The 26,893-nt window shown below is 34.1% G+C and carries 22 protein-coding genes; 21 read left to right on the top strand and 1 reads right to left on the bottom strand.

The annotated features are described in order from the left end of the window. Positions 1 to 5 precede the first annotated feature (5 nt). The 11 genes from C1Y58_RS08610 to C1Y58_RS08560 all read left to right on the top strand — a co-directional run bounded on the left by C1Y58_RS08610 (position 6) and on the right by C1Y58_RS08560 (position 12,580). A complete protein-coding gene (locus tag C1Y58_RS08610) occupies positions 6 to 296 on the top strand; it encodes a PTS sugar transporter subunit IIB (RefSeq protein ID WP_242985362.1) in 291 nt (96 codons plus the stop codon). Between the two features lie 102 nt (positions 297 to 398). Further along, a complete protein-coding gene (locus C1Y58_RS08605) occupies positions 399 to 1,709 on the top strand; it encodes a PTS ascorbate transporter subunit IIC (RefSeq protein ID WP_105615604.1) in 1,311 nt (436 codons plus the stop codon). A gap of 85 nt (positions 1,710 to 1,794) precedes the next feature. Continuing rightward, on the top strand, positions 1,795 to 2,643 hold the full coding sequence (locus tag C1Y58_RS08600; protein ID WP_105615603.1) for a sugar phosphate isomerase/epimerase family protein: 849 nt from the start codon (positions 1,795 to 1,797) through the stop codon (positions 2,641 to 2,643). A gap of 71 nt (positions 2,644 to 2,714) precedes the next feature. Further along, a complete protein-coding gene (gene dhaL, locus C1Y58_RS08595; protein ID WP_105615602.1) occupies positions 2,715 to 3,356 on the top strand; it encodes a dihydroxyacetone kinase subunit DhaL in 642 nt (213 codons plus the stop codon). A gap of 12 nt (positions 3,357 to 3,368) precedes the next feature. After that, on the top strand, positions 3,369 to 4,367 hold the full coding sequence (locus C1Y58_RS08590) for a dihydroxyacetone kinase subunit DhaK (RefSeq protein ID WP_105615601.1): 999 nt from the start codon (positions 3,369 to 3,371) through the stop codon (positions 4,365 to 4,367). Positions 4,368 to 4,377: 10 nt separating this feature from the next. Beyond that, positions 4,378 to 5,232 carry a class II fructose-bisphosphate aldolase gene (locus C1Y58_RS08585; RefSeq protein WP_157950023.1) on the top strand — a complete coding sequence of 285 codons (855 nt, stop codon included), beginning with the start codon at positions 4,378 to 4,380 and terminating at the stop codon, positions 5,230 to 5,232. Continuing rightward, entirely contained in the window at positions 5,229 to 6,566 is a 1,338-nt protein-coding gene (locus C1Y58_RS08580) for an L-fucose/L-arabinose isomerase family protein (protein ID WP_105615599.1), read from the top strand. Before C1Y58_RS08585 ends, C1Y58_RS08580 begins: the two co-directional genes overlap by 4 nt. Before the next feature lie 23 nt (positions 6,567 to 6,589). Then, positions 6,590 to 8,764, top strand: a complete 2,175-nt coding sequence (locus tag C1Y58_RS08575) for a beta-galactosidase (RefSeq protein ID WP_105615598.1) — start codon at positions 6,590 to 6,592, stop codon at positions 8,762 to 8,764. A gap of 108 nt (positions 8,765 to 8,872) precedes the next feature. Next, entirely contained in the window at positions 8,873 to 9,673 is an 801-nt protein-coding gene (locus C1Y58_RS08570) for an HAD-IIA family hydrolase (RefSeq protein ID WP_105615597.1), read from the top strand. 113 nt (positions 9,674 to 9,786) lie between these two features. Further along, positions 9,787 to 11,451, top strand: a complete 1,665-nt coding sequence (locus C1Y58_RS08565) for a putative bifunctional diguanylate cyclase/phosphodiesterase (protein WP_105615596.1) — start codon at positions 9,787 to 9,789, stop codon at positions 11,449 to 11,451. A gap of 193 nt (positions 11,452 to 11,644) precedes the next feature. Next, the gene (locus C1Y58_RS08560; RefSeq protein ID WP_105615595.1) at positions 11,645 to 12,580 is read left to right on the top strand and encodes a uroporphyrinogen decarboxylase family protein; all 936 of its coding nucleotides are present in this window, start codon (positions 11,645 to 11,647) and stop codon (positions 12,578 to 12,580) included. 95 nt (positions 12,581 to 12,675) lie between these two features. Here C1Y58_RS08560 and C1Y58_RS08555 read toward each other — a convergent pair whose 3' ends face one another. Next, positions 12,676 to 13,920, bottom strand: a complete 1,245-nt coding sequence (locus C1Y58_RS08555; RefSeq protein ID WP_105615594.1) for a hypothetical protein — start codon at positions 13,918 to 13,920, stop codon at positions 12,676 to 12,678. Positions 13,921 to 14,370: 450 nt separating this feature from the next. On the opposite strand from C1Y58_RS08555, the gene C1Y58_RS08550 reads away from it, so the two are divergent. The 10 genes from C1Y58_RS08550 (at position 14,371) to C1Y58_RS08505 (ending at position 26,888) form a co-directional block, all read left to right on the top strand. Continuing rightward, positions 14,371 to 15,501 (top strand): GntR family transcriptional regulator, encoded by a 1,131-nt coding sequence (locus C1Y58_RS08550; protein WP_105615593.1) that lies wholly within the window; start codon positions 14,371 to 14,373, stop codon positions 15,499 to 15,501. A gap of 501 nt (positions 15,502 to 16,002) precedes the next feature. Beyond that, a complete protein-coding gene (locus C1Y58_RS08545; protein WP_105615592.1) occupies positions 16,003 to 16,950 on the top strand; it encodes an ABC transporter permease in 948 nt (315 codons plus the stop codon). Positions 16,951 to 16,968: 18 nt separating this feature from the next. Further along, positions 16,969 to 17,895 carry a carbohydrate ABC transporter permease gene (locus C1Y58_RS08540; RefSeq protein WP_105615591.1) on the top strand — a complete coding sequence of 309 codons (927 nt, stop codon included), beginning with the start codon at positions 16,969 to 16,971 and terminating at the stop codon, positions 17,893 to 17,895. A gap of 64 nt (positions 17,896 to 17,959) precedes the next feature. Further along, a complete protein-coding gene (locus tag C1Y58_RS08535) occupies positions 17,960 to 19,393 on the top strand; it encodes an ABC transporter substrate-binding protein (RefSeq protein ID WP_157950022.1) in 1,434 nt (477 codons plus the stop codon). 305 nt (positions 19,394 to 19,698) lie between these two features. Further along, the gene (locus C1Y58_RS08530) at positions 19,699 to 20,685 is read left to right on the top strand and encodes a glycoside hydrolase family 130 protein (RefSeq protein ID WP_105615589.1); all 987 of its coding nucleotides are present in this window, start codon (positions 19,699 to 19,701) and stop codon (positions 20,683 to 20,685) included. Between the two features lie 28 nt (positions 20,686 to 20,713). Next, a complete protein-coding gene (locus tag C1Y58_RS08525) occupies positions 20,714 to 22,000 on the top strand; it encodes a glycoside hydrolase family 125 protein (protein WP_105615588.1) in 1,287 nt (428 codons plus the stop codon). A gap of 241 nt (positions 22,001 to 22,241) precedes the next feature. After that, the gene (trxB, locus tag C1Y58_RS08520; protein ID WP_105615587.1) at positions 22,242 to 23,174 is read left to right on the top strand and encodes a thioredoxin-disulfide reductase; all 933 of its coding nucleotides are present in this window, start codon (positions 22,242 to 22,244) and stop codon (positions 23,172 to 23,174) included. Positions 23,175 to 23,377: 203 nt separating this feature from the next. Continuing rightward, entirely contained in the window at positions 23,378 to 24,322 is a 945-nt protein-coding gene (locus C1Y58_RS08515) for a helix-turn-helix domain-containing protein (RefSeq protein ID WP_170311556.1), read from the top strand. A gap of 148 nt (positions 24,323 to 24,470) precedes the next feature. Next, positions 24,471 to 25,898 (top strand): ABC transporter substrate-binding protein, encoded by a 1,428-nt coding sequence (locus tag C1Y58_RS08510; RefSeq protein WP_105615585.1) that lies wholly within the window; start codon positions 24,471 to 24,473, stop codon positions 25,896 to 25,898. 96 nt (positions 25,899 to 25,994) lie between these two features. Then, complete coding sequence (locus C1Y58_RS08505; RefSeq protein ID WP_105615584.1) at positions 25,995 to 26,888, top strand: carbohydrate ABC transporter permease; 894 nt, start codon at positions 25,995 to 25,997, stop codon at positions 26,886 to 26,888. Positions 26,889 to 26,893: the final 5 nt, after the last annotated feature.

The following is a 26,893-nucleotide window of genomic DNA, read 5'->3' as shown; positions in this document are numbered from 1 at the left end:
TTAGAATGGCGAAAAAGATTAAGGTGTTAGCTGTGTGTGGTTTTGGGGTAGGAACAAGTTTGATTCTTAAGATGAACATTGAAAAAGTACTTAGAGAAAACAACATTGATGCAGAAGTTAACAATGCAGATTTAACAACTGCGGGTTCTATTAGTGCTGATATTATTTTTACTTCCAAGGAACTTTATTCACAGCTTCAATCTAAGGTTACAATACCACTGGTGCAAATTGATAACTTTATGGATAATAGTGAAATCTCACAAAAAGGAGTACCTGTTATTAAAAAGTTACTATAAAGAAGTCATATTCAAACGTATTAATAGCGAAAGGTCATGTACCTTTTACGCTTTAATAAAAATTAAGAATTTTCTTAATTCTAAATAAGGGGAGGATGAACAATGAGTTTTATTAGCTATCTCACCAGTAACATTTTTAAACAACCGTCAATATTTCTTGGCGTCATAGCCATGATAGGTTTAATTCTTCAAAGGAAAAGTATCGGAGAGATCATTAAAGGGACGTTTAAAACAATTATAGGTGTTATTATTTTGTTCATAGGTGTTAACCTAATAGGTACAGCAGCATCACCTTTATCAACAGCATTTGCTACTTTATATAACTTGCCAGAAGCCAATCAATTTAACCCTACTGCTTGGTTGGATATACTTGGTACTCATGGATCAACGATTGGTTTAGTTATCGTTCTAGCTTTCATCATCAATATTATCGCAGCAAGATTTACACCAATGAAGAATATCTTCTTAACAGGACATATCTTCTTCTGGATGTCATACATATTTGTTTCAGCAGGTGTTGAAGCGGGATTAGATGGGACAGTTTTAGTAGTATTTGCAACAGCATTTTTAGCTCTTTATATCATTGTTGTACCAGCACTATTGAAACCATTTGTCAAGCAAGTGACAGGATCAGATGACTTTACTATTGGTCATACTGCTGCTATTTATTGCTTCATCGGCTCTTTAATCGGAAAATTCTTTGGTGATAAAGAGAAATCTACTGAAGATATAAAAATTCCAAGCAGTCTGGATTTCTTAAGAGATACAACCATTATCACATCATTGGTCATGTTTTTAACTTATATTGTCGTTGGTCTCATCATAGGGCAAGAAGCAAGAGTAGAAGTGTTCGGTTCTGCCTTAGGTTCAATCAACACAATTCCTGGAATGCAATATGACTTATTTACATTTAGTTTAATGGCAGGTTTAACTTTTGGAGCAGGGTTAACTATTCTATTAACTGGTGTTCGATTAATGCTTGGTGAGATCATACCTGCATTTAAAGGAATATCTGATAAACTTATTCCAAATGCCATTCCCGCCCTTGATATACCAATGATATTTCCGTATGCACCTAATGCGTTACTTATTGGTTTTATCGTCAGTATGATTACAAGTATAGGAACGATATTAGTTCTAGCATCAACTGGAACATTAACTTACGCTGTTATACCGTTAACTGTAGCATGTTTCTTTGATGTTGCACCAGGAGCTATTTTTGCCAACGCCACTGGTGGTCGAAGAGCGGCTATCATAACAAGTATAGTTAGTGGTATTCTTATGATTTTCTTGGTTTCAGTTTCCATAGGTGTGGTGTTCAATACAGCAGCAGGCTTTAACCAGTTATTTGGTGGTAATGATTTCTCATTATGGTCAGTCATCAGTTATTGGATCGGTAATTTATTCAGTTAGGTAGGTCATAAAAACATATGGCACACAATTTTGTGTGTCATATGTTCTTTAAAAGACACATTAAAACATGTAAAAGGAGGTTATTATGAAATTTGGTATACACTTGTCGACATATACAAAAACATGGGATGAAGACGTCTTTCAATACATAGAGCCTTCTAAGGTTTATGGTTACGATGGGGTTGAATTTCCTCTTATGAACCCAGAACAATTTGATATAAAAAAGGCTAAAAGACGTTTAAAAGATTATGAAATGAAGTGTACTTGTGGTACAGGACTAAATAACCAGAGAGATATATCATCCTTGGATACATCTATTCAGGAGAATGGATTACATCATTTAAGAAAGTGTATTGACATCTGCAATGAATTAGAGACAGATTGCCTAGGAGGTGTATTATACGCTCCATGGGGGCAATACATGACTCGTGAAGAAGGAAAAGAGTGCATTCAAACTAGTTTAGAAAATTTAGCTAAGATCGGGAACTATGCTAAAGAAAAGGGGGTTGTATTAGCCCTAGAAATCCTCAACAGATATGAAACTTATTTTTTGAATACTGTTGAGGAAGGAAAAAATTATATTCGAGAAATCAATCATCCACATATTAAATTACATTTTGATACATTTCATGCTAATATTGAAGAAAAATCATTAAAGCAAGCTTTAGTGAATGGGAATAAAGATATCTATCATATTCACTTCTGCGAGAATAATAGAGGGGTTCCCGGAACAGGGCATATCAATTGGCAAGAAGTTAAAGAAGGCATACAAGATATTGGTTATAATCGTTGGATTATTTTAGAGAATTTTGTGATGCCTAATTGTGAAGTTGGAAAAGACGTCTTTATATGGCGTTCAATAGATAAAAGTGGTAATGAAGTGGCAAGAAAAGGCATTAAATTTATGAAGAGCTTATTGAGTACAAAAGAGTAAGTGGAATATTTTAAATTTTCAGATACGATTAATTGAATTGGAAAAGAGAAGTATTGACAGGAGGAAAAAATATGTTGACTGGAATAGATGTACATAACATGCTATTGGTTATTGCTACCACCTTTATCGAGAAGGAAGATGAGTTATCAATGTATGATGCTGTCATCGGCGATGGCGATCATGGCGTAACCATGGCTAGAGGCGCTAAAGCAGCAATTGAAAAACTAAAAAAAATGGAAGAAGGTTCTTGCAGGGATTATTTCAAAGTTTATGGAAGAACTCTAGTTTCAACATTAGGTGGGGCTATGGGACCTCTATTTGGGTGTATCTTTCTTGAATTATCAAAAGCGTGTAAAGGTAAAAAGACAGTAGGATTAATGGAAATAGCAGTGGGTTTTAGAAATGCTGAAATAAAAGTCATGGATTTAGGTGGGGCTAAGGTGGGGGATAAAACAATGATTGATGCTATCCACCCAACAGTAGAAGCGTTTCAAGAGGCATTAGACAATAAGCTGAGTCTGGAAAGGGCTTTTGATAACGCAGTTTTAGCGGCGGATGCTGGTGTTCAATCAACTATTCCCATGAAAGCTAAAAGAGGCCGATCCAAATTTTTGCAAGATAAATCCATAGGACATCAAGATGCTGGTGCTACATCATTTTATTATTTAATCAAAACCATGAATGATTATATACATGGTTTAAAAAGTAGGTAAGGAGGGAAATGGATGAAAACTAAAAAGTTTTTAAATGATCCAGATAATATTGTTAAAGATACGATAGATGGATTTATTAAAGCTTATGGCGATCGAATTGAAAAACTTAACAATAGTAATGTACTTATCAGAAAGAAAAGAGATAAAAATAAAGTGGCTGTGATTATCGGTAATGGTTCCGGACATGAACCAGCTTGTATAGGTTTTGTAGGAAGTAATATGCTTACTGCCAATGCTTATGGTGCTGTTTTTGCAGCACCAGGTCCAGATACCATTTATGATGCCATAGAAGCATCTGACAATGGGGCTGGTGTATGTGTTTTAATATCTAATCACGCTGGAGATGTTATCAATGCAAAGATGGCATTGGATATGGCTGAAGATGATGATATGACATGCGAAGGTGTCATACTATACGACGACATAGCTTCTGCACCTAAAGAAGAAATCCATGAGCGAAGAGGAACTGCTGGGACCCTATTCAATTACAAAATAACTGGTAGTTATGCTGATGAAGGACATTCCCTTCATGAAGTGGTGAATATGGCTAAACGTGTTAGAGATAATACAAGAACCTTAACTGTCGCTACAGTACCAGGATCATCACCGATTACTGGGTATAAAATGTTTGAGATTGAAGAGGATGAAATCGAAATCGGTATGGGAGTTCATGGGGAGGCTGCAGCTCATACGATGAAACTGGCAACTGCTGAAGAAATTGCAAAGGTAATGTGTGAGAAGCTAATCGATGATAAGCCTTATAAGAGTGGCGATGAAGTTGCAGTATTAGTCAATGGATGTGGTCAAACAACGATGATGGAATTGCTAATATTCTTTAATGAGGTTGAAAAAATACTCAATCAAAAAGGTATGAAAGTATTTAAACCAGCCATTGGGAATTTTATTACAACCCAAGAAATGGGAGGTATAGCTTTAGCATTTTGCAAGCTTGATCATGAAACTAAACTGTTGTGGGCAAAAGAAACAGATGCTCCAAGTTTCAGCTTATAAGGAGAAACTTATGAAGTTAGTACCTATGAGGCTATTGTTAGAGGATGCTGTATTGAAAAATAAAGCTGTTGCGGCTATTAATATAAGCAACATGGAAACTATCTTGGCTCTATTGGAAACAGCTGCAATTGAGAATGCTTCTGTAATAATCCAAGTTGCACCTATCCAAATGGAAGTGCAGCAAATTACTTATGAAGAAATAGTGGCGTTAGTCAATGTATTCGGTAAAAGATACGATGTAAGAGCAGCTCTGCATTTAGACCATGCAACAAAGGTTGAAGATTGCTATAAAGCTATAAGGGCAGGGTTTACATCAGTGATGTACGATGGTTCCCTTAAAAGCTATGAGGAAAATAAAAATAATACTAAAAAAGTAGTTGATTTTGCTAAGGAATTCAGTGTCACAGTAGAAGCTGAGCTTGGTAAAGTTGGTGGTGCTGAAGGTCATAGCAATGAAAATCAGGACAGTTACATGACTGATCCACTTCTGGTTAAGGATTTTGTAAGATATACAAGTGTGGATTGTCTTGCTGTTGCGATTGGGAATGCACATGGTTTCTATAAGAGTCAACCACGATTAGATTTTGAAAGGCTTAAAAACATAAAAAACATGGCATGTATACCATTGGTTCTACATGGTGGTACAGGAATTTCAGAGGATGATATAGATCTAGCTATTGAAACGGGGATTAACAAAATAAATTTTTTTACAGAAGTAGATCGTAGTTTTGTTGAAGGATTTTTGAAGGCTTATCAAGGGAATCATCAAGTCTATATGATGGCTGCTCAAGAGAGTGGTCGGCAAGCTATGATGAAGGAGATAGCCCTAAAAATTGCTTTGTGTGAGAGGAGAAGTAGAAGATGAAAGTGGGTTTATTATCTCTAGGATTTCCTAATTTTCGATACGATTATGGGGAAAAGTATCTAAAGATTTCTATTGGGCGCTTAAAAAGTGATGCGTATACCTTAATAACTTGTGGAAGAATTCTTATCGATGAGCAAAGTATCAATCAGGAGATTGATCGTTTAAGAAAAGAAAATATAAATTTACTAATTATTCAATGCGGTACATATTCTTATGGGAGTAGTATGTTAAAGGTAATTGAGATGTTGGAAGATATTCCTCTTCTTCTATGGGGATTTCCTGAGCCCATCATTGAGGGGGAGAGAGGGCTACCTTTGAATTCATTGTGTGGTCTCAATATGTATGGGAGTTTCTTAAAGAAAGTTAACAAGAAATTTAGCTATGTTTATGGTAGTGTTGAAGATGAGGTTACATATAAAAAGGTGCAGCGTACCATTCAAGCTGTTTCCATCAAGAACACGTTAAAGCAATCCAAATTTTGTGTTATCGGAGGCAGGGTACCGGGTTTCTACCTTTCCAATGTTGATGAAATACGTTTCAGACATGAAATAGGTCCTGAAATAGTCTATTATTCCATAGCAAGTTTATTAGAAGATGCTGGGAAAATTAACGATCAAATAGTGAATGACGAAGTTAAGAAAATGAAAACTGAAGTTTGCTGTGTGACAACAACTGATGCTATGTTAGTCAAATCAGCACGCCTATATTTAGCAATCAAAGCTTTTCAAGAAAAAAATGCAATACAAGGTTTTGCTATTAAGTGTTGGCCGGAGTTTCAACAATTATACCAAAGTAGTGTGTGTGGTGTGGTATCTAGGCTCAATAACGAAGGAATTATGACTTCTTGTGAGGGCGATGTAACAGGTTTAGTTACCATGTATATGCAACACCTTATTACGAAGCAGCCATGTTTTTTCGCAGATTTAGTTAATATTAATGATGAAGGTATTGTTAAAGCTTGGCACTGTGGTCCTGCACCGATTTGTCTAGCCAGAGATCATTCAACTACTCAATATTGTGAGCACCCTACTATTAAACAGGGGATTGGTTTCGCTGTTGAATTTAAAATGTTATTAGGTAGATTGACAATGATTAAGCTTAAGGAAGGACATGAAGGATATAAGTTTTTTATTGCAACCGGAACAGGTGTGGAAGAAGATAGAGACTTAGTTGCTAACCAAGCAGATATTCGGTTTGATTCTACTGCAGAACAACTATTAGATACTATTATGGAGCATGGAATAGAACACCATTATGCTATTGTTTATCATGAAATAAAGGATGATCTTTTGGAAGTTTGTAAATGGATGAACATTGAACCGATAATTGTGTAAATAATCAACGGGGAGGTACTAACATGGAGAAAAGTGAGTTTATATATGCTGCTGGTTATTATCCACTGATGCATGATGAAGAGGACTGGTTAAGGGATCTACAATTGATGAAGGCTTCTGGAATTAATCTCATACGTACAGCAGAGCTCTTCAATACATGGGATAGGATTGAACCACGGAAAGGCGATTTTAATTTTAATTTTTTAGATAAGTTCTTTGATTTATGTCAGGAGTATAGTATAAAAATATTATTAGGAACCGGGACAGCTTCACCACCCTATTGGCTTCATGAGCTGTATCCAGATGTCAACATTTTGAATAATCATCATGAACAATATCCTAATAATGTTTCGTATACTTGGGCCTGTATTGATCATCCGGGGTATTTACAAGAGTCTAAAAGGTATTTGACAACACTAGTTAATCGATACAAAGATCATCCTGCCCTTTATGCCTATCAAATACATAACGAGATAGGTTTTCCTTTTATGCCTTTGAAAGAAGGTAATATAGATGTTTATTGCTATTGTAACCACTCCATTAAAAAGTTCAGAAAATGGGTTAAGGATAAATATCAATCCATCCAACGATTAAATCATGCTTATAGATGGGGAGCAACAAATACCTGCTACACAAGTTGGGATCAGGTTACTCCTCCAAGGACAAAACCTACTAGTTGGTCAAGTGTTACGAGATGGTTAGATTGGCGCCTCTATTGGATGGAAAACTATGTTGATTTTATAGGGTGGCAGCATCAAATTATCAAATCCCTTGATGATGATCATCTTACAACAACCAATACCTTTTTCTTAAAATCCCAGGATCCTTTAGGGGTATTGACAGGAATTGATCAATTTAGTATGGCTAAAGCTGTAGATATCATTGGCTATGACTTATATCCAGGCAGTGGTGATAAGTTAGAAAAGAAACCAGAATTCGCTTCTATGTTTCTAGATATGGCAAGAAGTTCTACTGCATACATGGATAAAGACTATTGGTTACTAGAGACAGAGAGCGGACCCATTAATGGCTGGGTACTAGGTCCTAGTAGAAATGTAAAGGGATTTGACTTAATGAGAAATATCTTTGAAGCTATAGGACATGATACAAAACTAACCTTGTATCAAGGATGGCGAGAATGGGATTTTCAGCCACTTCATTGGGGGGCTATTGTTGATTTAGATGGTAAGCCAACGGAAAGAACGGAAGCAGCTGCAAGGATCGGTAGCATATTGGCTGAAAATAGCTCCTTTTTAACAAAAGCAAAAAGCCCCAAAGCACAAATCGCTATCCTAATAGCTAAAGAGAATGCAATTGTATTGAATGGAATGGGGCAGGAAGAATTTTTAATGAAGGCTCTTAGAGGAGCATATAGAATCTTTTGGGAGAAGAATTATAAAGTTGATTTTATAACGCCAGAAATGCTTAATGAGGGTGTTGGCAGTGATTATAAAGCTATCTATATGCCTTTTATGACATGTATTAATCAACAGCTTTCAGAGGTCCTATCAACCTATGTTAATCAAGGGGGGACACTGATAGGAACAGCTAGATGTGGCATGCTAGGTGAATATGGATGGTACAATCATCAAATACCTTGTCATAGTTTGCAAGATGTATTTGGAATTGATGCAATGGAGGTATATGCCAATACCCATCCTGGTATAAGTTATAAGATGAAAAATTATCGAGGTTATTGGCATAAAGAAGTCCTAAAAGTTAAAAATGATGCGGTTACAATACTAGCCCATTTTCATGATGATGGACCAGCAGTTACAGCTAATGATTATGGTCGTGGCCAGGCGATCTACTTTGCCACTCATCCAGATGTAGCCTATTTAGAAGAAGGGGATTATCTGCTATGGGATGTATTGGAAGAGGTATTGGGCAAGAAAGAAATTAAACCATGTGTTGAAGTAGACTATACCAATAGAAATGCTAAAGAAGTGGATGTGCATTACTTAACATATGGAGATGAAGGTATGCTCATTGTGACCAATTATGTGAATAAGCAACATAGCGGATTCTTTATTAATAATAAAAAGAAAATTCGAGTAAAAATTAATAATAGTCAAATGTATAAGAGCGCTGTAGATATAGAAACTAATGAAAGTATTCCTCTATTAAAAGAAAAGGATACAATAGGTATGGAATTAGAGATTTTAAAAAATACTGTGAAACTTATTAAGCTCCTTTAGAAACTGAAGGAAGGGAAGCGAAGGTTAAGAAGATATAGTCAAAGAATACTTGAATAATATTGCTCCAATGAGGAGCAAAGTCAATTAAAGTGAACGGAAGGTGTTGTTATGAGAGACTTAAATAGCATCCAATGTTATTTGCTAGATATGGACGGAACATTTTATTTAGGCAATGAGCTTATTGATGGTGCTATGGACTTTGTTAAGACATTAGAAAAGCAAGGAAAAGAGTACTTATTTTTAACGAATAATTCATCTAAAAATCGATATGCTTATCAAGAAAAGTTAGCAAAGTTAGGATGTGAAGTTGTACCTGATCGAGTATTTACCTCTGGAGAAGCAACGACTATTTATTTGGAGGATTTAAGACCCAATGCTAAAGTCTTTTTACTGGGCACTCCATTTTTAGAAGAAGAATTTGAAAAGGCAGGATTTGACCTTATACATAGTCGAGAAGAAAAACCGGATTATATTGTTCTAGGATTTGATACAACGATAACCTATGAAAAACTATGGATGGCATGTGACTTTATTCGTGAGGGTATACCCTATATAGCAACCCACCCTGATTATAATTGCCCTTTAGAGGGCGGTAAGTTCATGCCTGATTCTGGGGCGATTATAGATTTCATAGCTGCATCAACAGGTGTGAGACCTCACATTGTTGGTAAACCTAATAAAGATATTATAGATGCAATATGCAAAAAATACGGTTATAAGAAAGAGGAAATTGCCATGGTTGGTGATCGTCTCTATACAGATATACGAACAGGAATGAATGCAAATATAACTACGATCCTTGTACTGTCTGGAGAAACCAATATGGAAGATTATAAAGTATCAGATGTGACAGCTAATTATATTTTCCCATCCCTCAAAGAATTAGGTGAAGAGCTGAATATAGGGTAAAGAATTTAAAGTATTGCATAAACTTGTTTTTCTAAGGGAGGATTTAAGACGATTTTGTAGAATATATAAGTGTAAGCGATAAATTTGTCATGAATCTGTTACGGGGATGAAATATGAGAAAAAAACTGTTGATTAAATCTGTAAGATTTATCATATTCATATCATTTATATATGTATTAATTGTCATAGCTTTATTATTAAGTTCTATTGAAGTCAATCTTTTAGATTTTATTTTAGAGGGTTTATTTACTTGTTTAAGTATCGGGTGTCTTATTGTATCTTTGGAACTGAAGAACAAACCATTTAGTTTTGGATGGTTATTTCTTAGTATCTCATTATTAACAGATACATTAGATGAGATCGATGCTTGGCAGCCCTATGAATGGCTAGAATTTATACTAGAAAAACTCTTATTCGGAGTAGGGTTTGTCTTAGTGATATATGGGTTGTACTTATCTTTAACACGGAGGAATGTAATTCTTAATAAACTTGAATATATGATTAATAATGACCCACTCACTGGATTACCCAATAAGAGTTTACTCGTCAAGCGATTTGAAGAGATGGTTCAGAATGATTCAAAAAATAATGAGCAAGTAGGTATCATGTTTATTGATCTTGATAAATTTAAGTTGGTTAATAATACATTTGGTCACGCAGTCGGAGATGATTTGCTTAAGCAAGTTGCAGATCGGTTGAGGGTTATTGTTGGTGAAAAAGATTCTCTAGCTCGGTTGAGTGGTGATGAATTCATCCTTATATTGAGTAATTTGCAATTCAGGAGAGCTATAAAGGAAATCGCAAAAGATGTTTTAAATATTTTTTCAGAACCGTTTATGTTAAATGGGAAGTATATTCACATCTCATGCAGTATTGGTGTGACACTTTTTCCTGAACATGGGATGGATATGGAGACCTTATTTAGTAATGCAGACATGGCAGTACATAAAGCTAAAGTAAACGGAGGCAATCAGTATACTATCTTTAATGAGGAGATGCATAGGCAATGTCAAAGAAAGCTCTTGATTAAAGAAAATCTTCAACAGGCATTAAAGGGAAGAGAGTTTATTCTTCACTATCAGCCAAAAGTAGATATACTGACTGGGGAAATAACAGGTTTGGAGGCTCTTGTTAGGTGGCAAAGACCAAATGGGAAATTAAGTTATCCAAATGAGTTTATTCAAATAGCTGAAGAAACTGGGATTATAAAAGAAATAGATTTCATGGTACTAGAACTTGCATGTATGCAGATAAAAAAGTGGATGAATCAAGGTATTAAGCCGCTAAATATTGCTGTTAATATTTCAGCAAAATTGTTTAGTACTCTAGACTTCTTGGAAAAAGTTGAGGATATATTAGAGACTGCGGCAATTGATGCTTCTTATTTAAGTATTGAAATAACTGAAACGGAAGGAATAGAAGATATTCAATATGTTAGAAGTATATTAGAGGCACTTAAGAAGAAAAATATTAAGATTGCTTTAGATGATTATGGCACTGGTTATTCTTCACTAAACTATTTAAAGATTCTGCCAATAGATTCATTGAAAATAGATAGAATTTTCGTAGATGGGATTACGAAAGATGAAAAAGACAAGTCTTTACTTAATGCAGCTGTCATGATGACCAAAATTTTAGAAATTAGAGTAATATGCGAAGGTGTAGAGACTAGTGAACAATTAAATATATTAAAATCTATAGGGTGCAATGAGTATCAGGGGTATTATTATAGTAAACCTGTACCTATAGAGTTGATAGAAGAGAATTTAATCCTCTAGTAAAAAAGACTGGCAGTAATCATGTCAGTCTTTTTTATATTATTAATTTAAAGGACAGTAACACTTATCGCTCTTAATATTTGTCCGATTTTTAAAACTTTAAATCCGATTAATCTATATTCATAACCATTCATAAGAAGTATAATAAATAAAAATTCTTTTTTTAGATTTGTAGGAGAAAGGAGCAATTTGAATGATGACACCAAAAGAAAGAGCAGTCGCAGCGTTAACTCTACAAACGCCTGATCAAGTGCCCCATTTTGAATTGGAGTTTCAATTGGCTGACGAATTATTTGGAACCCCATTTTTGACATTTGATGATATAAAAAATTTATCACCTTGCGAAAAAGAATATAGGATTAAAGAAAATGCTGAATATATTCTAAAGGTTTATGAAGAACTGGAATATGCCATTCTTCCTATTCATTATCTTGATAGAGATGGAATGATTATGACAGCTAGACACATTAGGAGTTTAGTTGGTGATAAGTATATGATATGTGCTCATGGTGATGGTACTTATGCGATTCCATCAGGAGAAGAGATGTTGGATTTTGTGTACGGGCTAGCCGATCGACCTGAAGAGGCAAAGAGAAAAGCAGAACAAATGGCTAAAAGAGCTATTGAGAATAATAAGTTACTTATTGAAGGTGGCTATGACAGTTTCATACTATGCAGTGATTACTGTTTTAATAGTGGTCCATTCTTGTCACCAACCATGTTTAGAGAGTTTATTCAGCCGTATTTATATCAAATAATAAAAGAGACAAAAGCAGCAGGAGCTTATACGATAAAGCATACTGATGGTGATATTATGCCCATATTGGATCAACTTGTAGAGTGTGAACCCCATGCCCTGCATTCAATAGATCCAATGGCTGGGGTAGACATTAAAAAAGTGAAAGAATTAGTAGGTGATAAAGTTTGTTTATGTGGAAACGTTCATTGTGCTGCTATGCAAACTGGAAGCGATGAAGAGATAATTAAAAGTGCAGAGTATTGCTTAACACATGGGAAGACAGGTGGAGGATATATTTTCTGTTCAAGTAATACACCCTTTAAAGGAATGCCTTTAGAGAAATATCTACTTATACTTGATGTATGGAAACGTATGCGAAATTATGAATAGCCGAATAAATAACTCATTTAAATTTTCTAATAAATATAAAAAAGCTAAACAAAAGAGACATATCTTTTGTTTAGCTTCTATTAATTGTTCAAGAGTTATTGATTGAGGTTAATATTCTCATACTCAGTTTCTGGAGCATAATATGGTGTTAATTGACTTGTAATAAAATCAAAATAATTAAATGAATTTTCTTCAGTTACAGTTGGGAAAGTGATTTCGATATCTTCATTTATATTGGTTATGACGGAATCAATAGCAAGTTTGATATCAAAAGTAGGTTCTTGGATATCGTACATACTTGCTGTGTATCCATATTGCTCATTGAATGCATTAGGATCAATTGAAAGGTGAATATTAGTTGTTGTACCTACCAAATAGCCTTCATCGTTAATTTTTAACTCAACAATTATTCCTTCGTCACCAACAATTTGTATATCACTTATGTCAGCAAATAACTTATGAATATCCATCTTAAGTGTCTCTTTCTCTGAGATAAAGTCATTATATAAACTTTCTCCAGTGAATTCACCCTGTAGATCTTCTTCCATACCCATTGATAACATCATATCATCTACAGATTTGAAATAATCCTTCATGAACTCATCTGTAGCCTCACTGTTTATGAGTGAGAGTAAGGTATAATGAAGTAATTCTTTCGTTGTTTCATCATCCAATTTAACTTCGTAGATTTGAAGAGTATCATTTTCTACTTTTTCTGTTCCTTTATAAGTAACAAGATCGCGCTTAAAGTTAAATTCTTTGATATATGCAGTCACAAAATCTTGTGCTTTTTCAGAGAGCACTTGACTTGATTGCATCATTTCATTAAATTGGAAAGTACCTAAATCTTGATCTGACATAAATGTTTCCATGTCATCAAAATCGAAAACAATATACTCTTTACCCATATATTCTTCTGGTAAGTAGTAGGTCATCATCGGTGGTACTTGAATAATCTCATAAATCTTATTAGCATTTTCTGTCATATCAACATCAACCCAAAGACCTACATTAGTTAATGTGCCACCCATATTAAAGACGACATCCATTTGAGCTTTAGATTTTTGACCATCTTCACTTGCAATAACTGCTTGTTTAAATGTAAGATCTGATCCGTTAATCATTGCTAGCGTTTGATTCATTTGCTCTTGTTCTTCTAATGATAACCCTGAAGCTTCTACATTCCATGAGAAATGCACTTCTTGCTCCATTGATGTGATATCTGCGGATTTTAGCATGGCATCATAAACTGCTTTTTCTGGTACACTACATCCGGATAATGTTGCTACAAATAACGTAAGTGTAATAAGTAAAGAAATTACTTTTTTGAATCTATTCATATGTATCCTCCTTAATTTGTTATGGAAATATATAGTTATATTTTGGATTAAGCATTATTATACTACAGAGTAAAGTTATTGTAAATATCATTGCCTGTTTATTAAGTATGATTTAAGGTGATAAAATGGTAAATACTAACTGCATAATGATCAAGGATTTATGGCAATATATTAGTGTGAGTTGATTATCTTCTCACATATGCTTATAAGTGAGGTGCATTACCAGTGGAAAACAAATAATTGTTACCATAGTTTTCTTTAAGTTAAGTCATAAATGAGAGGTGTGGTTAGGGTGGCAGAGCATTTATAAGTATTCCTAAAGAACTAGTAGCTGTAAAGCTGCTAGTTTTTTGTATGTAAATAGCTTGAACTTGTTATTAAAATTTGTTATACTCATTATAACATTATTAGCATGATATAATTCTAGCGTGCTAATTGGGAGATGAGTACATGAAACAAACACTGTATAAAAAAATTTATAAAACAGTTGTTGATAAGATTATGAATAAGGAATATGTGGAGGGGGATAAATTACCTACTGAAAATGAACTTGCTCAAGAATATGATGTAAGTAGAATTACTAGTAAAAAGGCATTAGATCAACTCGCCCTAGATGGATACATAAAAAGAATTCAAGGGAAGGGGTCTTACGTACTAAGTATAGATGAGGCTAAAATAAATAAGGGGATAGATAAAAATCAACCCTTTAATCAATCTGATGACGACCATCTACTCATTGGGATTGTTATGTCGGATTTTAATAGTAGTTATGGGGTGGATATTCTATCAGGAATGGAACTTGAAGTGGAGAAAAATAATAGTTTCATGATAGTCAAACGTTCCTTTGATGATCAAACACTTGAAAAAAATGTTATAGATAAATTAATAAACATAGGTGTAGATGGATTAGTTATTATACCTGTTCATGGAGAGTTTTATAATCCTACAATTTTAAAACTCATATTAGATGAGTTTCCTGTTGTTGTAGTTGACCGTCAATTAAAGGGCCTTCCAGCTAGTTTTGTTGGCACTAATAATATTTTGGCAGCTGAGAAGGCTGTAAATTACTTATTTCAAAAAGGGCATAGGAATATTGCTCATGTATCAGCGCCTATCCAAAATACACCTTTAAAGGATAGAGTAGAGGGTATTAAGAAAAGTTATTCTGAAAATGGTGTTGTTTGGAATGATAGTAATCTATGGTTAACAAATATCACTAATTATGTACCAGGACAAGAGTTTTATGAAAATAAAGAAGAAGAATTACAGCTACTCATGAAGAAAATAGAAGATAATCCTGAGGTTACTTGTATCTTTGCACTAGAATATGGGATAGCAAATTTTATTAAAAAGGCAATAAAGAAATTAGGAAAAAGGGTACCTGAGGATATAGCAATTATTTGTTTTGATGAACCTAAAACTTATACAGGAGAGTCATTTTTTACCCACATTAAGCAGGACGAAGATAATATGGGGAGATGGGCTATTAAGTTATTGATCGAACAACTTACTGAAGGAAAAGCACAGGAAAAAATCATGATGTTAGATACTCAATTAATTATTGGTGAAACCACCCAGTAAAGCTATCGCGAAAACGATAGCTTTTTTTATTAGTGTGGGAAAGTACTGCATGAAATAATCAAGCAAGGAACCATACTTATCTGCACATACTTGAAATGTGATATCATCACTTTTATGTCGTTTTTATGTAATGAAATGTGATATTTGCATGATAGTTTTGTATTTTATCGTCTAATGCTGAGGAAAATTTGTATAAATGCATATAATGTATAATGTAAACCATAACAAATAACATAATAACATATATCAATATAATATTTGTTTAAAATGTTATAAAATATATTGACTAAAACCTGTACGATAGTATATAATGATGTTATAACAAATTGTAAACAAGTTGAAAATAAAAGTTATAAGGTGTTTTATAACAATGAGTCCATATCTTAAGTGCAGATATACGGGGATAGTGACTATAATTGTCATAAGTTTACATTTAAGAAGTCGATTGATATTGATATATAAATATTAATTGAATGAATGACATTTTATGAGGAGGATGATATGAATAAGGTAGGTAATAAAAAGAGTAGAAAACTTACTCGTGACGATCTTGAGTTAACATTGCTTGCACTTCCTACTATGATCTGGTACATATTATTTGCATTTCTGCCCATGTTTGGTGTTATTATCGCATTTAAAAAATACCAGCTTATACCGGGTGAGGGTTTTGTTAAAAGTCTGATATTAAGTGAATGGATAGGATTCAAAAACTTTGAATTTTTATTTGCAACAAAAGATGCTTTTATAATGATTAGAAATACTTTATTATATAATTCCGTATTTATAGTTTTAGGTGTAATTATCCCAGTAATATTAGCAATTATGATGTCACAGTTACATAATCAAAAAGCAGCAAAAACTTTTCAAACAGCTATGCTGTTGCCACATTTTCTATCATGGGTTGTTATAGGCTATTTTATATTCTCTTTTTTAAGTTTTGATAAAGGAATGCTAAATAAGTCTTTAGTCTTCTTTGGTAAAGATCCAGTGCAATGGTATATTGAACCTGCATATTGGCCATACATTTTAGTGTTTGTTAATATGTGGAAGAGTGTAGGGTATGGAATGGTTGTTTATTTAGCCTCGATTTCTGGTATAGATTCTACATATTACGAAGCTGCAATTATTGATGGAGCAACTAAGTGGCAACAAGTCATAAAGATTACATTACCATTAATTAAACCTATCATCATCATTATGTTTATATTAGCGGTTGGTAGAATTTTTAATTCTGATTTCGGATTATTCTATAAAGTACCAAGAGATTCTGGACAGCTTTTTGACGTAACCACTACTATAGATACTTATGTATATAAAGCTCTTAGGAATCAAGGGAATATTGGAATGAGTTCGGCGGCAGCATTTTTTCAATCAGTATTTGGGTGCATTACAATAATTACTGCCAATGCAATAACAAAAAAAATTGACGGTGAAAATTCATTGTTTTAGAAGGAGGGAGGCTTATATATGAAAAAAGCTGAAAGTGGACGTGGTGGCTTTGAAGAATTTAATAAAGTATCAAAATTGGCGAATATCATATTTAATTGCATATTCCTCGTATTAGCTTTGGCATGTGTTGTACCTCTTATTTTCATTTTTATCATTTCTATATCTTCAAATGAATCAATTGCTCAGCTAGGATATAGTTTCTTTCCTAATGAACTATCAGCAAGTGCTTACGAGTATTTATGGGATATAAAAGATACCATGGGGCAGGCGTTTATTGTTTCAGTCTTACTCACTATTGGTGGTACTGCTCTTGGTTTATTGCTTAACGCCTCAATGGGCTATGTACTTTCACGAAAAAATTATCGATTTAAAAAGTTTTTAACATACCTTATATTTATCCCAATGGTATTCAATGGAGGAATGGTATCATCCTATATGATTAATACACAACTTCTTATGTTGAAAAATTCCATATGGGCTTTGCTTTTACCGATAGCGGTATCATCATTTTATATTATTATCTTAAGAACATTTTTCCAGACCACTGTACCTGATTCAATTATTGAGTCAGCTAAAATGGATGGTGCTAATCAACTTGTTATATTTTTTAAGCTGGTTTTACCTATATCATTACCAGCATTAGCAGCTATTGGCTTATTTCTAGCATTTGGCTATTGGAACGATTGGTTCCTGGCTATGCTTTACATGGATGATCAGGGACTATTCCCACTTCAATATGTATTGATGAGGATCGAAAGAAATGTTGAATTCCTTGCCACCAACGGAGCATTAATGGGTAATGCGTCGGATATTGCTAATCGTTTGCCGAGAGAAACAATCCGTATGGCTATCGTTATGGTTGTAGTAGTACCTATTGCCGTAACTTATCCATTCTTTCAAAAATATTTTATTTCAGGTCTTACGATTGGTGCGGTTAAAGGTTAAGGTGATTGGAAGGCTTTTCATGGTAAAAGCTTTAACAATAAATAATTTTAAGGGGGAAAATTGTATGAAATTACGTAAGTTTATTAGTATTTTACTAGTTATGACAGTATTGTTAGCTATACCAGCCTGTGGTTCAAGTGAAAAGAACACAAATGGTGATGCTCAAGGTACATCTGATGAACCTGTTAACTTAATATGGATTCAAGGTGGAGATCAACCAAAAGAGTATGCTAAAGTAATGGAAGAACTTAATAAAATGTCTGCAGAAGACATAGGCGTAACAGTTGATATTAAATACTATGAAAATGAAAAAACTTTATTAGCCATGTCAACAGGCGAATATTTTGATATCGCTTTTACATGTGAATGGTATAACAACCATGCAATAGGTGCGCAAAAAGGTTATTTTGCAGACATTTCTGAGAAGGTTAAAGAATCTGCTCCAGAATTATATGAATATATTCCAGAGGTAGTTTGGAAAGGATCTATGGTTCAGGATCACTTATATGCAATACCTGTATATAAGGATTCTGCTGCAACACAGTATTGGTGTTTTGATGAAAAGTTCATTGTAGATGAGTTAGGTATGGATCTTTCACAAGTGGGATTCGAGCTTGAAACATTAACACCTATATTAGAGGCTGCAAAAGCTAAAAAGCCAAACGAATATCCATTAACGTTCAACAGAGATGGATTAAATGGATTTGGTAATCAGTACGAATACTTAGTAAGAGATCTATATATTGGTGTTCCATATGATGGTTCAGCAGATGTAGTAAGTCTATTTGATCAAGAAGATATTCAAAGTGATTTCGCACAATTACACGAATGGTATCAAGCTGGATATATTAATCCTGATGCGCCACAGGTACAAGAAGAACCTAAATATTCTGCTGTTTGGTCTGGACAGGGGTTTGTAGGAGCTGATGCTATTTGGAGTTCAACTAAAAATCATAAAGTAACAACTGTTAAAAAGTATGGACCAGTATATTCAACTGCATCTATTCGTGGTGCTATGAACGGCATTAGTGCTAACTCAAAACATATTGATGCTGCACTTAAATACTTACAATATGCAAACTTAGATGTAGACTACAGAAATATGTTAGCTTATGGTATTGAAGGAGAGCATTATAAGAAGACTGAAGAAGGAACTGTTGAAAGATTGAATGATGGTTTCCAACCATGGACATTCTCTCAAGCTACATTCTTCACAATGTACCCAACTGCTCCTGCACCAGTTAACCAGTGGGAATTAGTTAAAGAAGATATTCAAAACGCGCCAGGAAGTCCGTTAATTGGTTTCACTCCTGATATTACTGAGATTGAAACTGAGATCGCAGCAGCAAAGACAATTGTTGACAAATATAAGCATGGTTTATTAACTGGTTCTACAGATCCATCTGTAGAGATTCCAAAAATGATGGAAGAACTTGAAGCAGTAGGCTATCGTGATATTGTTGCTAAGATACAAGCACAAGTTGATGCATTTAAATAAAATCATATTATGACATCGTATCAACGATAGGAATTAAACGGCTTTAGTATTGAAATGCTACGAACAATTAAAAGTGATTAAAAGAATAAGAGTATTTGCTCTTGAGGAGGATATTCTATTCTTTTAATCCTTAATAGGTAATTAATGAACTTGTACTAAAAAATAATATATTGAAACGTATTATGAATAAGCAATAGGTCTATAGGTAACCTAAGATTTTAGTGTAGGAAACTGTGCGTATTGCTTTTTTTGTTAGATAACTTATGTTTAATGATGATAATTATTGTATAAAAGGAGTACTTTATATGCTTAAAAGAACTATTTTAGGAGAGACACTTAAAAATATCCCTTGGGAAAGTAGACCTGAAGGTTGCAAGGATGTTGTATGGCGTTCTGAAAAGAATCCTATTATTCCTAGAGATTTATTACCGAATTCCAATAGTATATTTAATAGCGCAGTTGTTCCTTATAAGGATGGATTTGCTGGAGTTTTCCGATGTGATGATAAAAGGCGTGAAATGAGAATTCATGCAGGATTCAGTAAGGATGGAATTCAGTGGGATATTGATGAGCAACCTATCCAATTTGTAAGTGAAGATGATGAGATAGGTAACTTTGAATATGCTTATGATCCACGTGTGTGTTGGATAGAAGATCGCTATTATGTAACATGGTGTAATGGTTATCATGGCCCAACCATTGGTATGGCCTATACTTATGATTTCAAAGAATTTCATCAGATTGAGAATGCTTTTTTACCATACAACAGAAACGGTGTCTTGTTTCCTAGGAAAATCGATGGAAAGTTTGCTATGTTAAGCCGACCAAGTGATACTGGGCACACGTCTTTCGGCGATATATTTGTCAGCTTTAGTAAAGACATGGAGTATTGGGGAAAACATCGACATGTCATGGGAACAAGAGGTTCTTGGCAAAGTACGAAAATTGGAGCGGGACCGGTTCCTATTGAAACAAAAGAAGGATGGCTTCTATTTTATCATGGTGTCTTAACATCATGTAACGGTTATGTGTATCATTTTGGTGCAGCCTTGTTAGATTTGGATGAACCATGGAAAGTGATTGCGAGAACAGAACCCTATTTATTATCACCACAAAAGATGTATGAGTGTGTTGGTGATGTTCCAAATGTTGTATTCCCTTGTGCAGCTCTAGCAGATGCTGAAACAGGTCGTATAGCTATATATTATGGTGGTGCTGATACTGTGACATGTTTGGCTTATGCCCAAGTTGATGAACTAATCGATTTTATAAAGAATAATTCTAGATTGTAAGATATGTACTTGGAAAGAGGGATTCAGTATGTCAAATCGCGATATTTCATCCTCTATGGAAAAAGTGATCAACCAAGTCGCGGAGAAACTAGAAGGTGAAGAAAAACTTATAAGAATATTTGAAAGATGTTATTGGAATACATTAAAAACAACCATAAGAAGACAGAAGGATAGCACAACCTATATCATTACTGGAGATATTCCTGCTATGTGGCTTCGTGATTCAGCAGCTCAAGTTCGCCCCTATTTAACAATAGCTAAAGAAAATGAAGAGATGGCTGATATCATAGAAGGGGTCGTAAAAAAACAGTTGCAGTACATAGTCATTGATCCTTATGCCAATGCATTTAATGAAACAGCTAATGGGAAGAGATGGGATGACGATTTAACAGAAATGAACGATTGGCTCTGGGAAAGGAAATATGAAATAGATTCATTATGTTATCCGATACAGTTAGCCTACTTGCTATGGAAAGTAACTGGAAGAACAAGTTTTTTTGATGACACATTTAAAAAAGCCATACACAGTATACTAAAGGTATGGGAAGATGAGCAAGATCATGAGAAAAATTCTAAATATAGTTTCCAAAGAAAAAATTGTCCACCTACTGACACATTATCACGAAATGGGCTAGGAGAACCGGTAAAAAGAACAGGTATGACTTGGTCAGGATTTAGACCAAGTGATGATGCTTGCCAATACGGATATTTAATACCTTCCAATATTTTCGCAGTAGTGGTCTTAGGATATATCATAGAGATAGCTGATAAAATACTGAACGATGATCAAATAGCTAAAAGAGCAGAAATTTTAAAGAATGAGATTGATTCAGGAATTAAAAAGCATGCTATCATTTCACATGAAAAATACGGAGAAATATATGCATATGAGACTGATGGGATGGGGAATTATAACTTAATGGATGATGCTAATGTGCCTAGTTTGCTATCGATTCCTTATTTAGACTATTGCAAATGCGATGATCCTATTTATTTAAATACTAGAAAGTTTTTATTGAGCGAAGATAATCCTTATTTTTATAAAGGTAAAGTTGCTGAAGGTATTGGTAGTCCTCATACACCTGAGAATTTCATTTGGCATATATCTCTAGCCATTGAAGGGTTAACAGCAGAATCTCAAGATGAGAAACTGAGAATTATTAAGTTAATGGAAAAAACAGATGCTGGTACAGATAGAATGCATGAAGGATTTCATGTAGATGATCCTAATCAGTTTACAAGAGCGTGGTTTTCATGGGCTAATGCCATGTACTGTGAATTAGTATTAGATTATTGTGGGTTAAATGTAGGATAAAATGTTGGTACGTCCATTATATAAGGGACGTACCTTTTGCTATACTCATTCTTTTTCATAACTTGGGAATAATAAAGAATGCTGTAAGGGTTGAAATTTTAGGTAACAAATATTATAATATGAGTATATTATAATATTGTAATGTAATATTTATACTGGATTTCTATAATAAATGAGAGTATAATATGTAAAGAGAATATTATAAGAGAATAATTATTAATTATAAATAAGGAGGCAGATGATGGCAAATACTGTTGAAAAAATTCATGATATGATTATTGTTGGCTCAGGACCAGCAGGCTTAACTGCTGCTATCTACGCATCTCGTGCAAAGCTTGATGCGATAATGATTGATAAGGGTATGCCTGGAGGTCAGGTTCTCAATACTTATGAGGTCGATAATTACCCAGGAATTCCTGATACAACAGGACCTGAATTAGCTATGAAAATACAAGAGCATGCCATGAAATATGATATGGCTTCTGTTTTTGATGAAGTAATAGATTTAGATCTAACAGATAAAGTAAAGAAAGTTGTAACACCTAGTAATACTTACTATGGTAAGACTGTTGTAGTCTCAACAGGTGCACAATGGAGAGAGCTAGGTGTTAAAGGAGAGCAAGAATTCAAAGGTAGAGGTGTATCTTACTGCGCAACCTGTGACGGAGCCTTCTTTAGAGATAAAGTAGTAGCTGTTGTTGGTGGTGGAGATGTGGCTGTTGAGGATGCTATCTATTTAGCTCGTTTTTGCAAAAAAGTATACTTAATTCATCGTAGAGATGAACTTCGTGCAGTTAAAGTACTTCAACACAAACTATTTGAAACAGAAGGTGTTGAAATTATATGGGATACTGTATTGGAAGAAATTAAAGGCGATGATGTTGTTAAGAGCATCAATCTACACAATAAGAAGACGGATGAAGATTCTAGTATTGAAGTAGATGGTGTTTTTATAGCAGTTGGTACCATTCCCAACTCTGATTTATTAAAAGATAAAGTCATTACTGATGAAGGTGGTTATGTAGTGACCAATGAAGGATGCGAAACAAGTGTTCCAGGAGTCTTCGCAGTTGGTGATGTAAGAAAAAAATTGCTAAGACAGGTCATTACAGCCGCATCTGATGGAGCTACAGCTGTTTATGCAGCAGAACATCATATGATAGAAAACTTTTAGAAAGAAAGCGCTTTGCGCTTTCTTTTTATAGTATAAGAAGTACTTTAACTTGACCTTGTACTTGTTCTATATGTGAGCATATCATTATATAGTTAAATGTTTGTAAAAATATTATTATATTTACTTTTATTGTAAGAATAGAATTGATATAATGATTATAAGAACCATGAATGTATTCTACAAATGATATGAGGGGGAGTATTATGAAAAGTACTTTAAAGAGTTGGATATGCAATAATCTATGGACCGATGAAGAAATCAATGAGGCTTCACAAAAGCTGACCTCTCTTGATCTCATCTTTAACTTAGGTAATATTCATATTGACATACTTTGGTTTAGAGTAATGTATCGAGAGGAAAAGTGGAAAATTGACAGACATAAACATTCCAGTTATGAATTCCATTTAGTCGCCCAAGGTGCTAGTAAAGTAACGACTGATGAAGGGGTTTTTGTTGTAAAAGCAGGTCAGTTTTATGTGACACCACCAGAAACTTATCATCTTCAAGAAAATCTTGATGATATATACGTGGAATATTGTCTCAATTGTAGTATAGAAGAACTTGAAATTAATGCTTCCGAAGAATTTAATATGGTAACCATTTTAAAGAATTCTAAAAGTGAAGCTTATAATGATACAAAAAATATTATTGGTCTTTTTCAATCGTGTCTAAAGGAGTCCATGGATCAAGAAATTGGCTATTATAATGCGATTAAAAGTACTGTTATACAGATACTCATTAAGACAACTCGTACCATTAATGAAAAATATCATCTAGATAGGGAGATTCATTATAGTATCCCTAAAAAAATTAGAAAGAACGATGAACGTTATAAAAACATTGAAGTTTACATAAGAGATAACATAAGTTCTATTAAATCTACAAAAGATATAGCTACACATTTGTATTTAAGTGAAAAACAGATTTGTCGAATTGTTAGGGAGAAAAGGGGGATGTCTACAAAAGAACTAATTTGCAAAGTTAGGCTGGAAAGAGCAAAAGAACTTTTAAAAGAAACAAATTACTCTATTAAGAACATTACTGATTTATTAGGTTTTTCAAGTCAATATTATTTTACAGAATTTTTCAAAAAATACGAGAGTTTTTCCCCATCTCTTTATAGACGAAATATAAGGAAAATATTGTAAAGTCCAAAAAACTTAAAAAGCTGTCTTTTAAAAGTATTTCAATATAAATGGTAAAATCATATAATAAATATACAAAAATACTTGAAAATAACTAAGTGATTTTGTATATTTTTGATTGCGTGTCTAAAAAATTAAAAGGGGGATTTTTATGAAGAAACTACTAGCCATAATCTTAATTTTCATGATGCTGTTAAGTATTGGTGCATGCTCTAGTGATGATAGTAGTGAAGAATCAGTGTCTAAAACAAATGAAGAAAAGAGTAATGATGATGGGGAGCCTACAAAAATTGTTTTCTGGGGGCTAAATCCAGAACAAATAGGATCTGGTAACAAAGAGATGATTGAGGCATTTCATGAAGCTTACCCTAACTTAGAGATTGATGCTCAATCAACACCTGGTACTGAAGGAAATAATTATTCAACACAGGATGTAACCAAACTACTTGCTGCTATTGCAGCTGGAAATCCACCTGATGTTGCTGTACTAGATCGTTTTATGGTTTCTCAGTTTGCTTCACGTGGTGCACTTAGTCCTTTAGATCCTTATATGGATCAGTCTGATTTTGATATAAATGAGTATGAAGGTTATACTGTTGATGAAGTTACATTTGATAGCAAAGTATGGGCGCTTCCAACAGGTACTGATACAAGAATTCTCTATTGGAATAAAGAGGCTTTTAGAAATGCTGGACTAGATCCAGAAAAGCCACCAAAAACATGGGATGAATTATTAGAATATTCTAAAAAACTAACAGCATTTGATGCAGATGGTAAGATCGAAAAAATCGGATTCATACCAAATTACGGAAACAGTTGGCTATATTTATATGGTTTTCAAAATGGGGGGCAATTCTTAAGTGATGATGGTAGAACTGCGATGCTTAACCAACCTGAGATCGTAGAAGCCTTAGAATTTATGGTAGAAGGTTATGATCTTGGAGGTGGTGCAGAAAAAATTAATACATTCAAACAAGACCTACAAGGTGGTGCAGATGATCCATTTATTAATGGAATAGTTGGAATGAAAATTGATGGAAACTGGACTATTGGAAGTATTGCTCGATATAAGCCAGATCTAGACTTTGCATGTGCCATAGCTCCAACACCTGATGAAAATACAGATCCAATAACATGGGCAGGTGGGTGGTCCTATTGCATTCCTAAAAATGCTAAACATGCAAAAGAAGGTTTTGAGGCAATCAAATATGTAACGACTGATGGTATGTTAATTCAAGCCGAAGCCTCAGCAAAATATAATAAGGAAGAACAAGGTAGCCAGTACTATATACCTTCTTTGGCGGCACATAAGCCAACGGCAGAGAAATTGTTTGAAAAATATGTTGAAGGTTTAGATAATCCTGCCCTTAAAGATGCATTCCAAGTAGCATTTGATGCAAAATCAGTTGCATTACATCGTCCTGTTTCTCCTGTTGGTGGTATCCTATGGACTGAGCATGAGAGAGCAATTGATAAGGCTATATATAAAGAATTAACTGCTCAAGAGGCGCTAGACGCTGGGAATGAGGTTGTTCAAACAGAATTAGATAAGTTCTGGTCTGATTATGATAATAAATAAGTATAAATATTAATAAGAGCCCCCTACGAATACACCAACTAAACTGAAGTAGGGGGCTTTTATCCTATTAAAATCAATGAGAAAGGTAGTGAAATAATGTTGAAGACAGGGCATTTAAAGATAAGCACCCAGCAAAAGGTATTCGGACTACTATTTGCTGCTCCATGGATTTTAGGATTTATTATATTTACATTATTTCCTATAACGGAAGCTATAAGATTCAGTTTTATGGATTACAACATTTTGGAAGAACCTAATTGGATTGGTATAGATAATTACCGACACATGTTTACGAAAGATCCTCTCTTTTATAAATCCCTTTATAATACGGCTTACTATGTTATTTTTCAAGTTCCTTTGAGCATATTTGTGGGACTAGGCATAGCTCTTATGCTCAATAAAGATATTAAAGGAATAGCAGCCTATCGAACCTTATTCTATATGCCTTCCATTGTTCCAATAGTAGCAGGCACTATCTTGTGGAAATGGATGTTTCACCAGCAATATGGTATATTAACTAACTTTGTAGAATTCTTTGGTATTGCAGCACCAGGTTGGTTATCAGACCCTGGTTTTGCAAAGAATTCCATAATTATCATGTCACTATGGGGTGCTGGCGGAGGAATGATTATTTACCTTGCTGGTTTAAAAAATATTCCTAGAATGTATTATGAAAGTGCTGAACTGGATGGGGCTAGCTCCATAAAGAAATTTTTATACATTACTCTTCCGTTATTAACACCCACAATCTTCTTCCAATTAATAATGGGTATAATAGGATCATTCCAGATATTTACGCAGGCTTATGTCATGACGGGTGGAGGACCTAACGATTCCACATTGTTCTATTATCTGCATCTGTTCTATAGTGCGTTTAAGCATTGGAAGATGGGTTATGCATGTGCGTTAGCTTGGGTACTGTTTATAATTATCATGTTTTTTACTGTGATTAACTTTACTCTTTCGAAAAAATGGGTACATTATAGCTGATGAAT

The sequence above is a fragment of the Vallitalea okinawensis genome (assembly GCF_002964605.1).
GTDB lineage: Bacteria > Bacillota > Clostridia > Lachnospirales > PQDH01 > Vallitalea_A > Vallitalea_A okinawensis.
Note: the sequence above shows the minus strand (reverse complement) of the source record. Positions and strands in the feature narration are given on the sequence as shown.

Coding starts and splice junctions, on each gene's coding strand:
- C1Y58_RS08570 (WP_105615597.1), top strand. CDS start 8,873: ATGAGAGACTTAAATAGCATCCAATGTTATTTGCTAGATATGGACGGA.
- dhaL (WP_105615602.1), top strand. CDS start 2,715: ATGTTGACTGGAATAGATGTACATAACATGCTATTGGTTATTGCTACC.
- C1Y58_RS08555 (WP_105615594.1), bottom strand. CDS start 13,920: ATGAATAGATTCAAAAAAGTAATTTCTTTACTTATTACACTTACGTTA.
- C1Y58_RS08530 (WP_105615589.1), top strand. CDS start 19,699: ATGCTTAAAAGAACTATTTTAGGAGAGACACTTAAAAATATCCCTTGG.
- C1Y58_RS08545 (WP_105615592.1), top strand. CDS start 16,003: ATGAATAAGGTAGGTAATAAAAAGAGTAGAAAACTTACTCGTGACGAT.
- trxB (WP_105615587.1), top strand. CDS start 22,242: ATGGCAAATACTGTTGAAAAAATTCATGATATGATTATTGTTGGCTCA.
- C1Y58_RS08610 (WP_242985362.1), top strand. CDS start 6: ATGGCGAAAAAGATTAAGGTGTTAGCTGTGTGTGGTTTTGGGGTAGGA.
- C1Y58_RS08515 (WP_170311556.1), top strand. CDS start 23,378: ATGAAAAGTACTTTAAAGAGTTGGATATGCAATAATCTATGGACCGAT.
- C1Y58_RS08585 (WP_157950023.1), top strand. CDS start 4,378: ATGAAGTTAGTACCTATGAGGCTATTGTTAGAGGATGCTGTATTGAAA.
- C1Y58_RS08505 (WP_105615584.1), top strand. CDS start 25,995: ATGTTGAAGACAGGGCATTTAAAGATAAGCACCCAGCAAAAGGTATTC.
- C1Y58_RS08510 (WP_105615585.1), top strand. CDS start 24,471: ATGAAGAAACTACTAGCCATAATCTTAATTTTCATGATGCTGTTAAGT.
- C1Y58_RS08525 (WP_105615588.1), top strand. CDS start 20,714: ATGTCAAATCGCGATATTTCATCCTCTATGGAAAAAGTGATCAACCAA.
- C1Y58_RS08580 (WP_105615599.1), top strand. CDS start 5,229: ATGAAAGTGGGTTTATTATCTCTAGGATTTCCTAATTTTCGATACGAT.
- C1Y58_RS08575 (WP_105615598.1), top strand. CDS start 6,590: ATGGAGAAAAGTGAGTTTATATATGCTGCTGGTTATTATCCACTGATG.
- C1Y58_RS08560 (WP_105615595.1), top strand. CDS start 11,645: ATGATGACACCAAAAGAAAGAGCAGTCGCAGCGTTAACTCTACAAACG.
- C1Y58_RS08565 (WP_105615596.1), top strand. CDS start 9,787: ATGAGAAAAAAACTGTTGATTAAATCTGTAAGATTTATCATATTCATA.
- C1Y58_RS08540 (WP_105615591.1), top strand. CDS start 16,969: ATGAAAAAAGCTGAAAGTGGACGTGGTGGCTTTGAAGAATTTAATAAA.
- C1Y58_RS08550 (WP_105615593.1), top strand. CDS start 14,371: ATGAAACAAACACTGTATAAAAAAATTTATAAAACAGTTGTTGATAAG.
- C1Y58_RS08605 (WP_105615604.1), top strand. CDS start 399: ATGAGTTTTATTAGCTATCTCACCAGTAACATTTTTAAACAACCGTCA.
- C1Y58_RS08535 (WP_157950022.1), top strand. CDS start 17,960: ATGAAATTACGTAAGTTTATTAGTATTTTACTAGTTATGACAGTATTG.
- C1Y58_RS08590 (WP_105615601.1), top strand. CDS start 3,369: ATGAAAACTAAAAAGTTTTTAAATGATCCAGATAATATTGTTAAAGAT.
- C1Y58_RS08600 (WP_105615603.1), top strand. CDS start 1,795: ATGAAATTTGGTATACACTTGTCGACATATACAAAAACATGGGATGAA.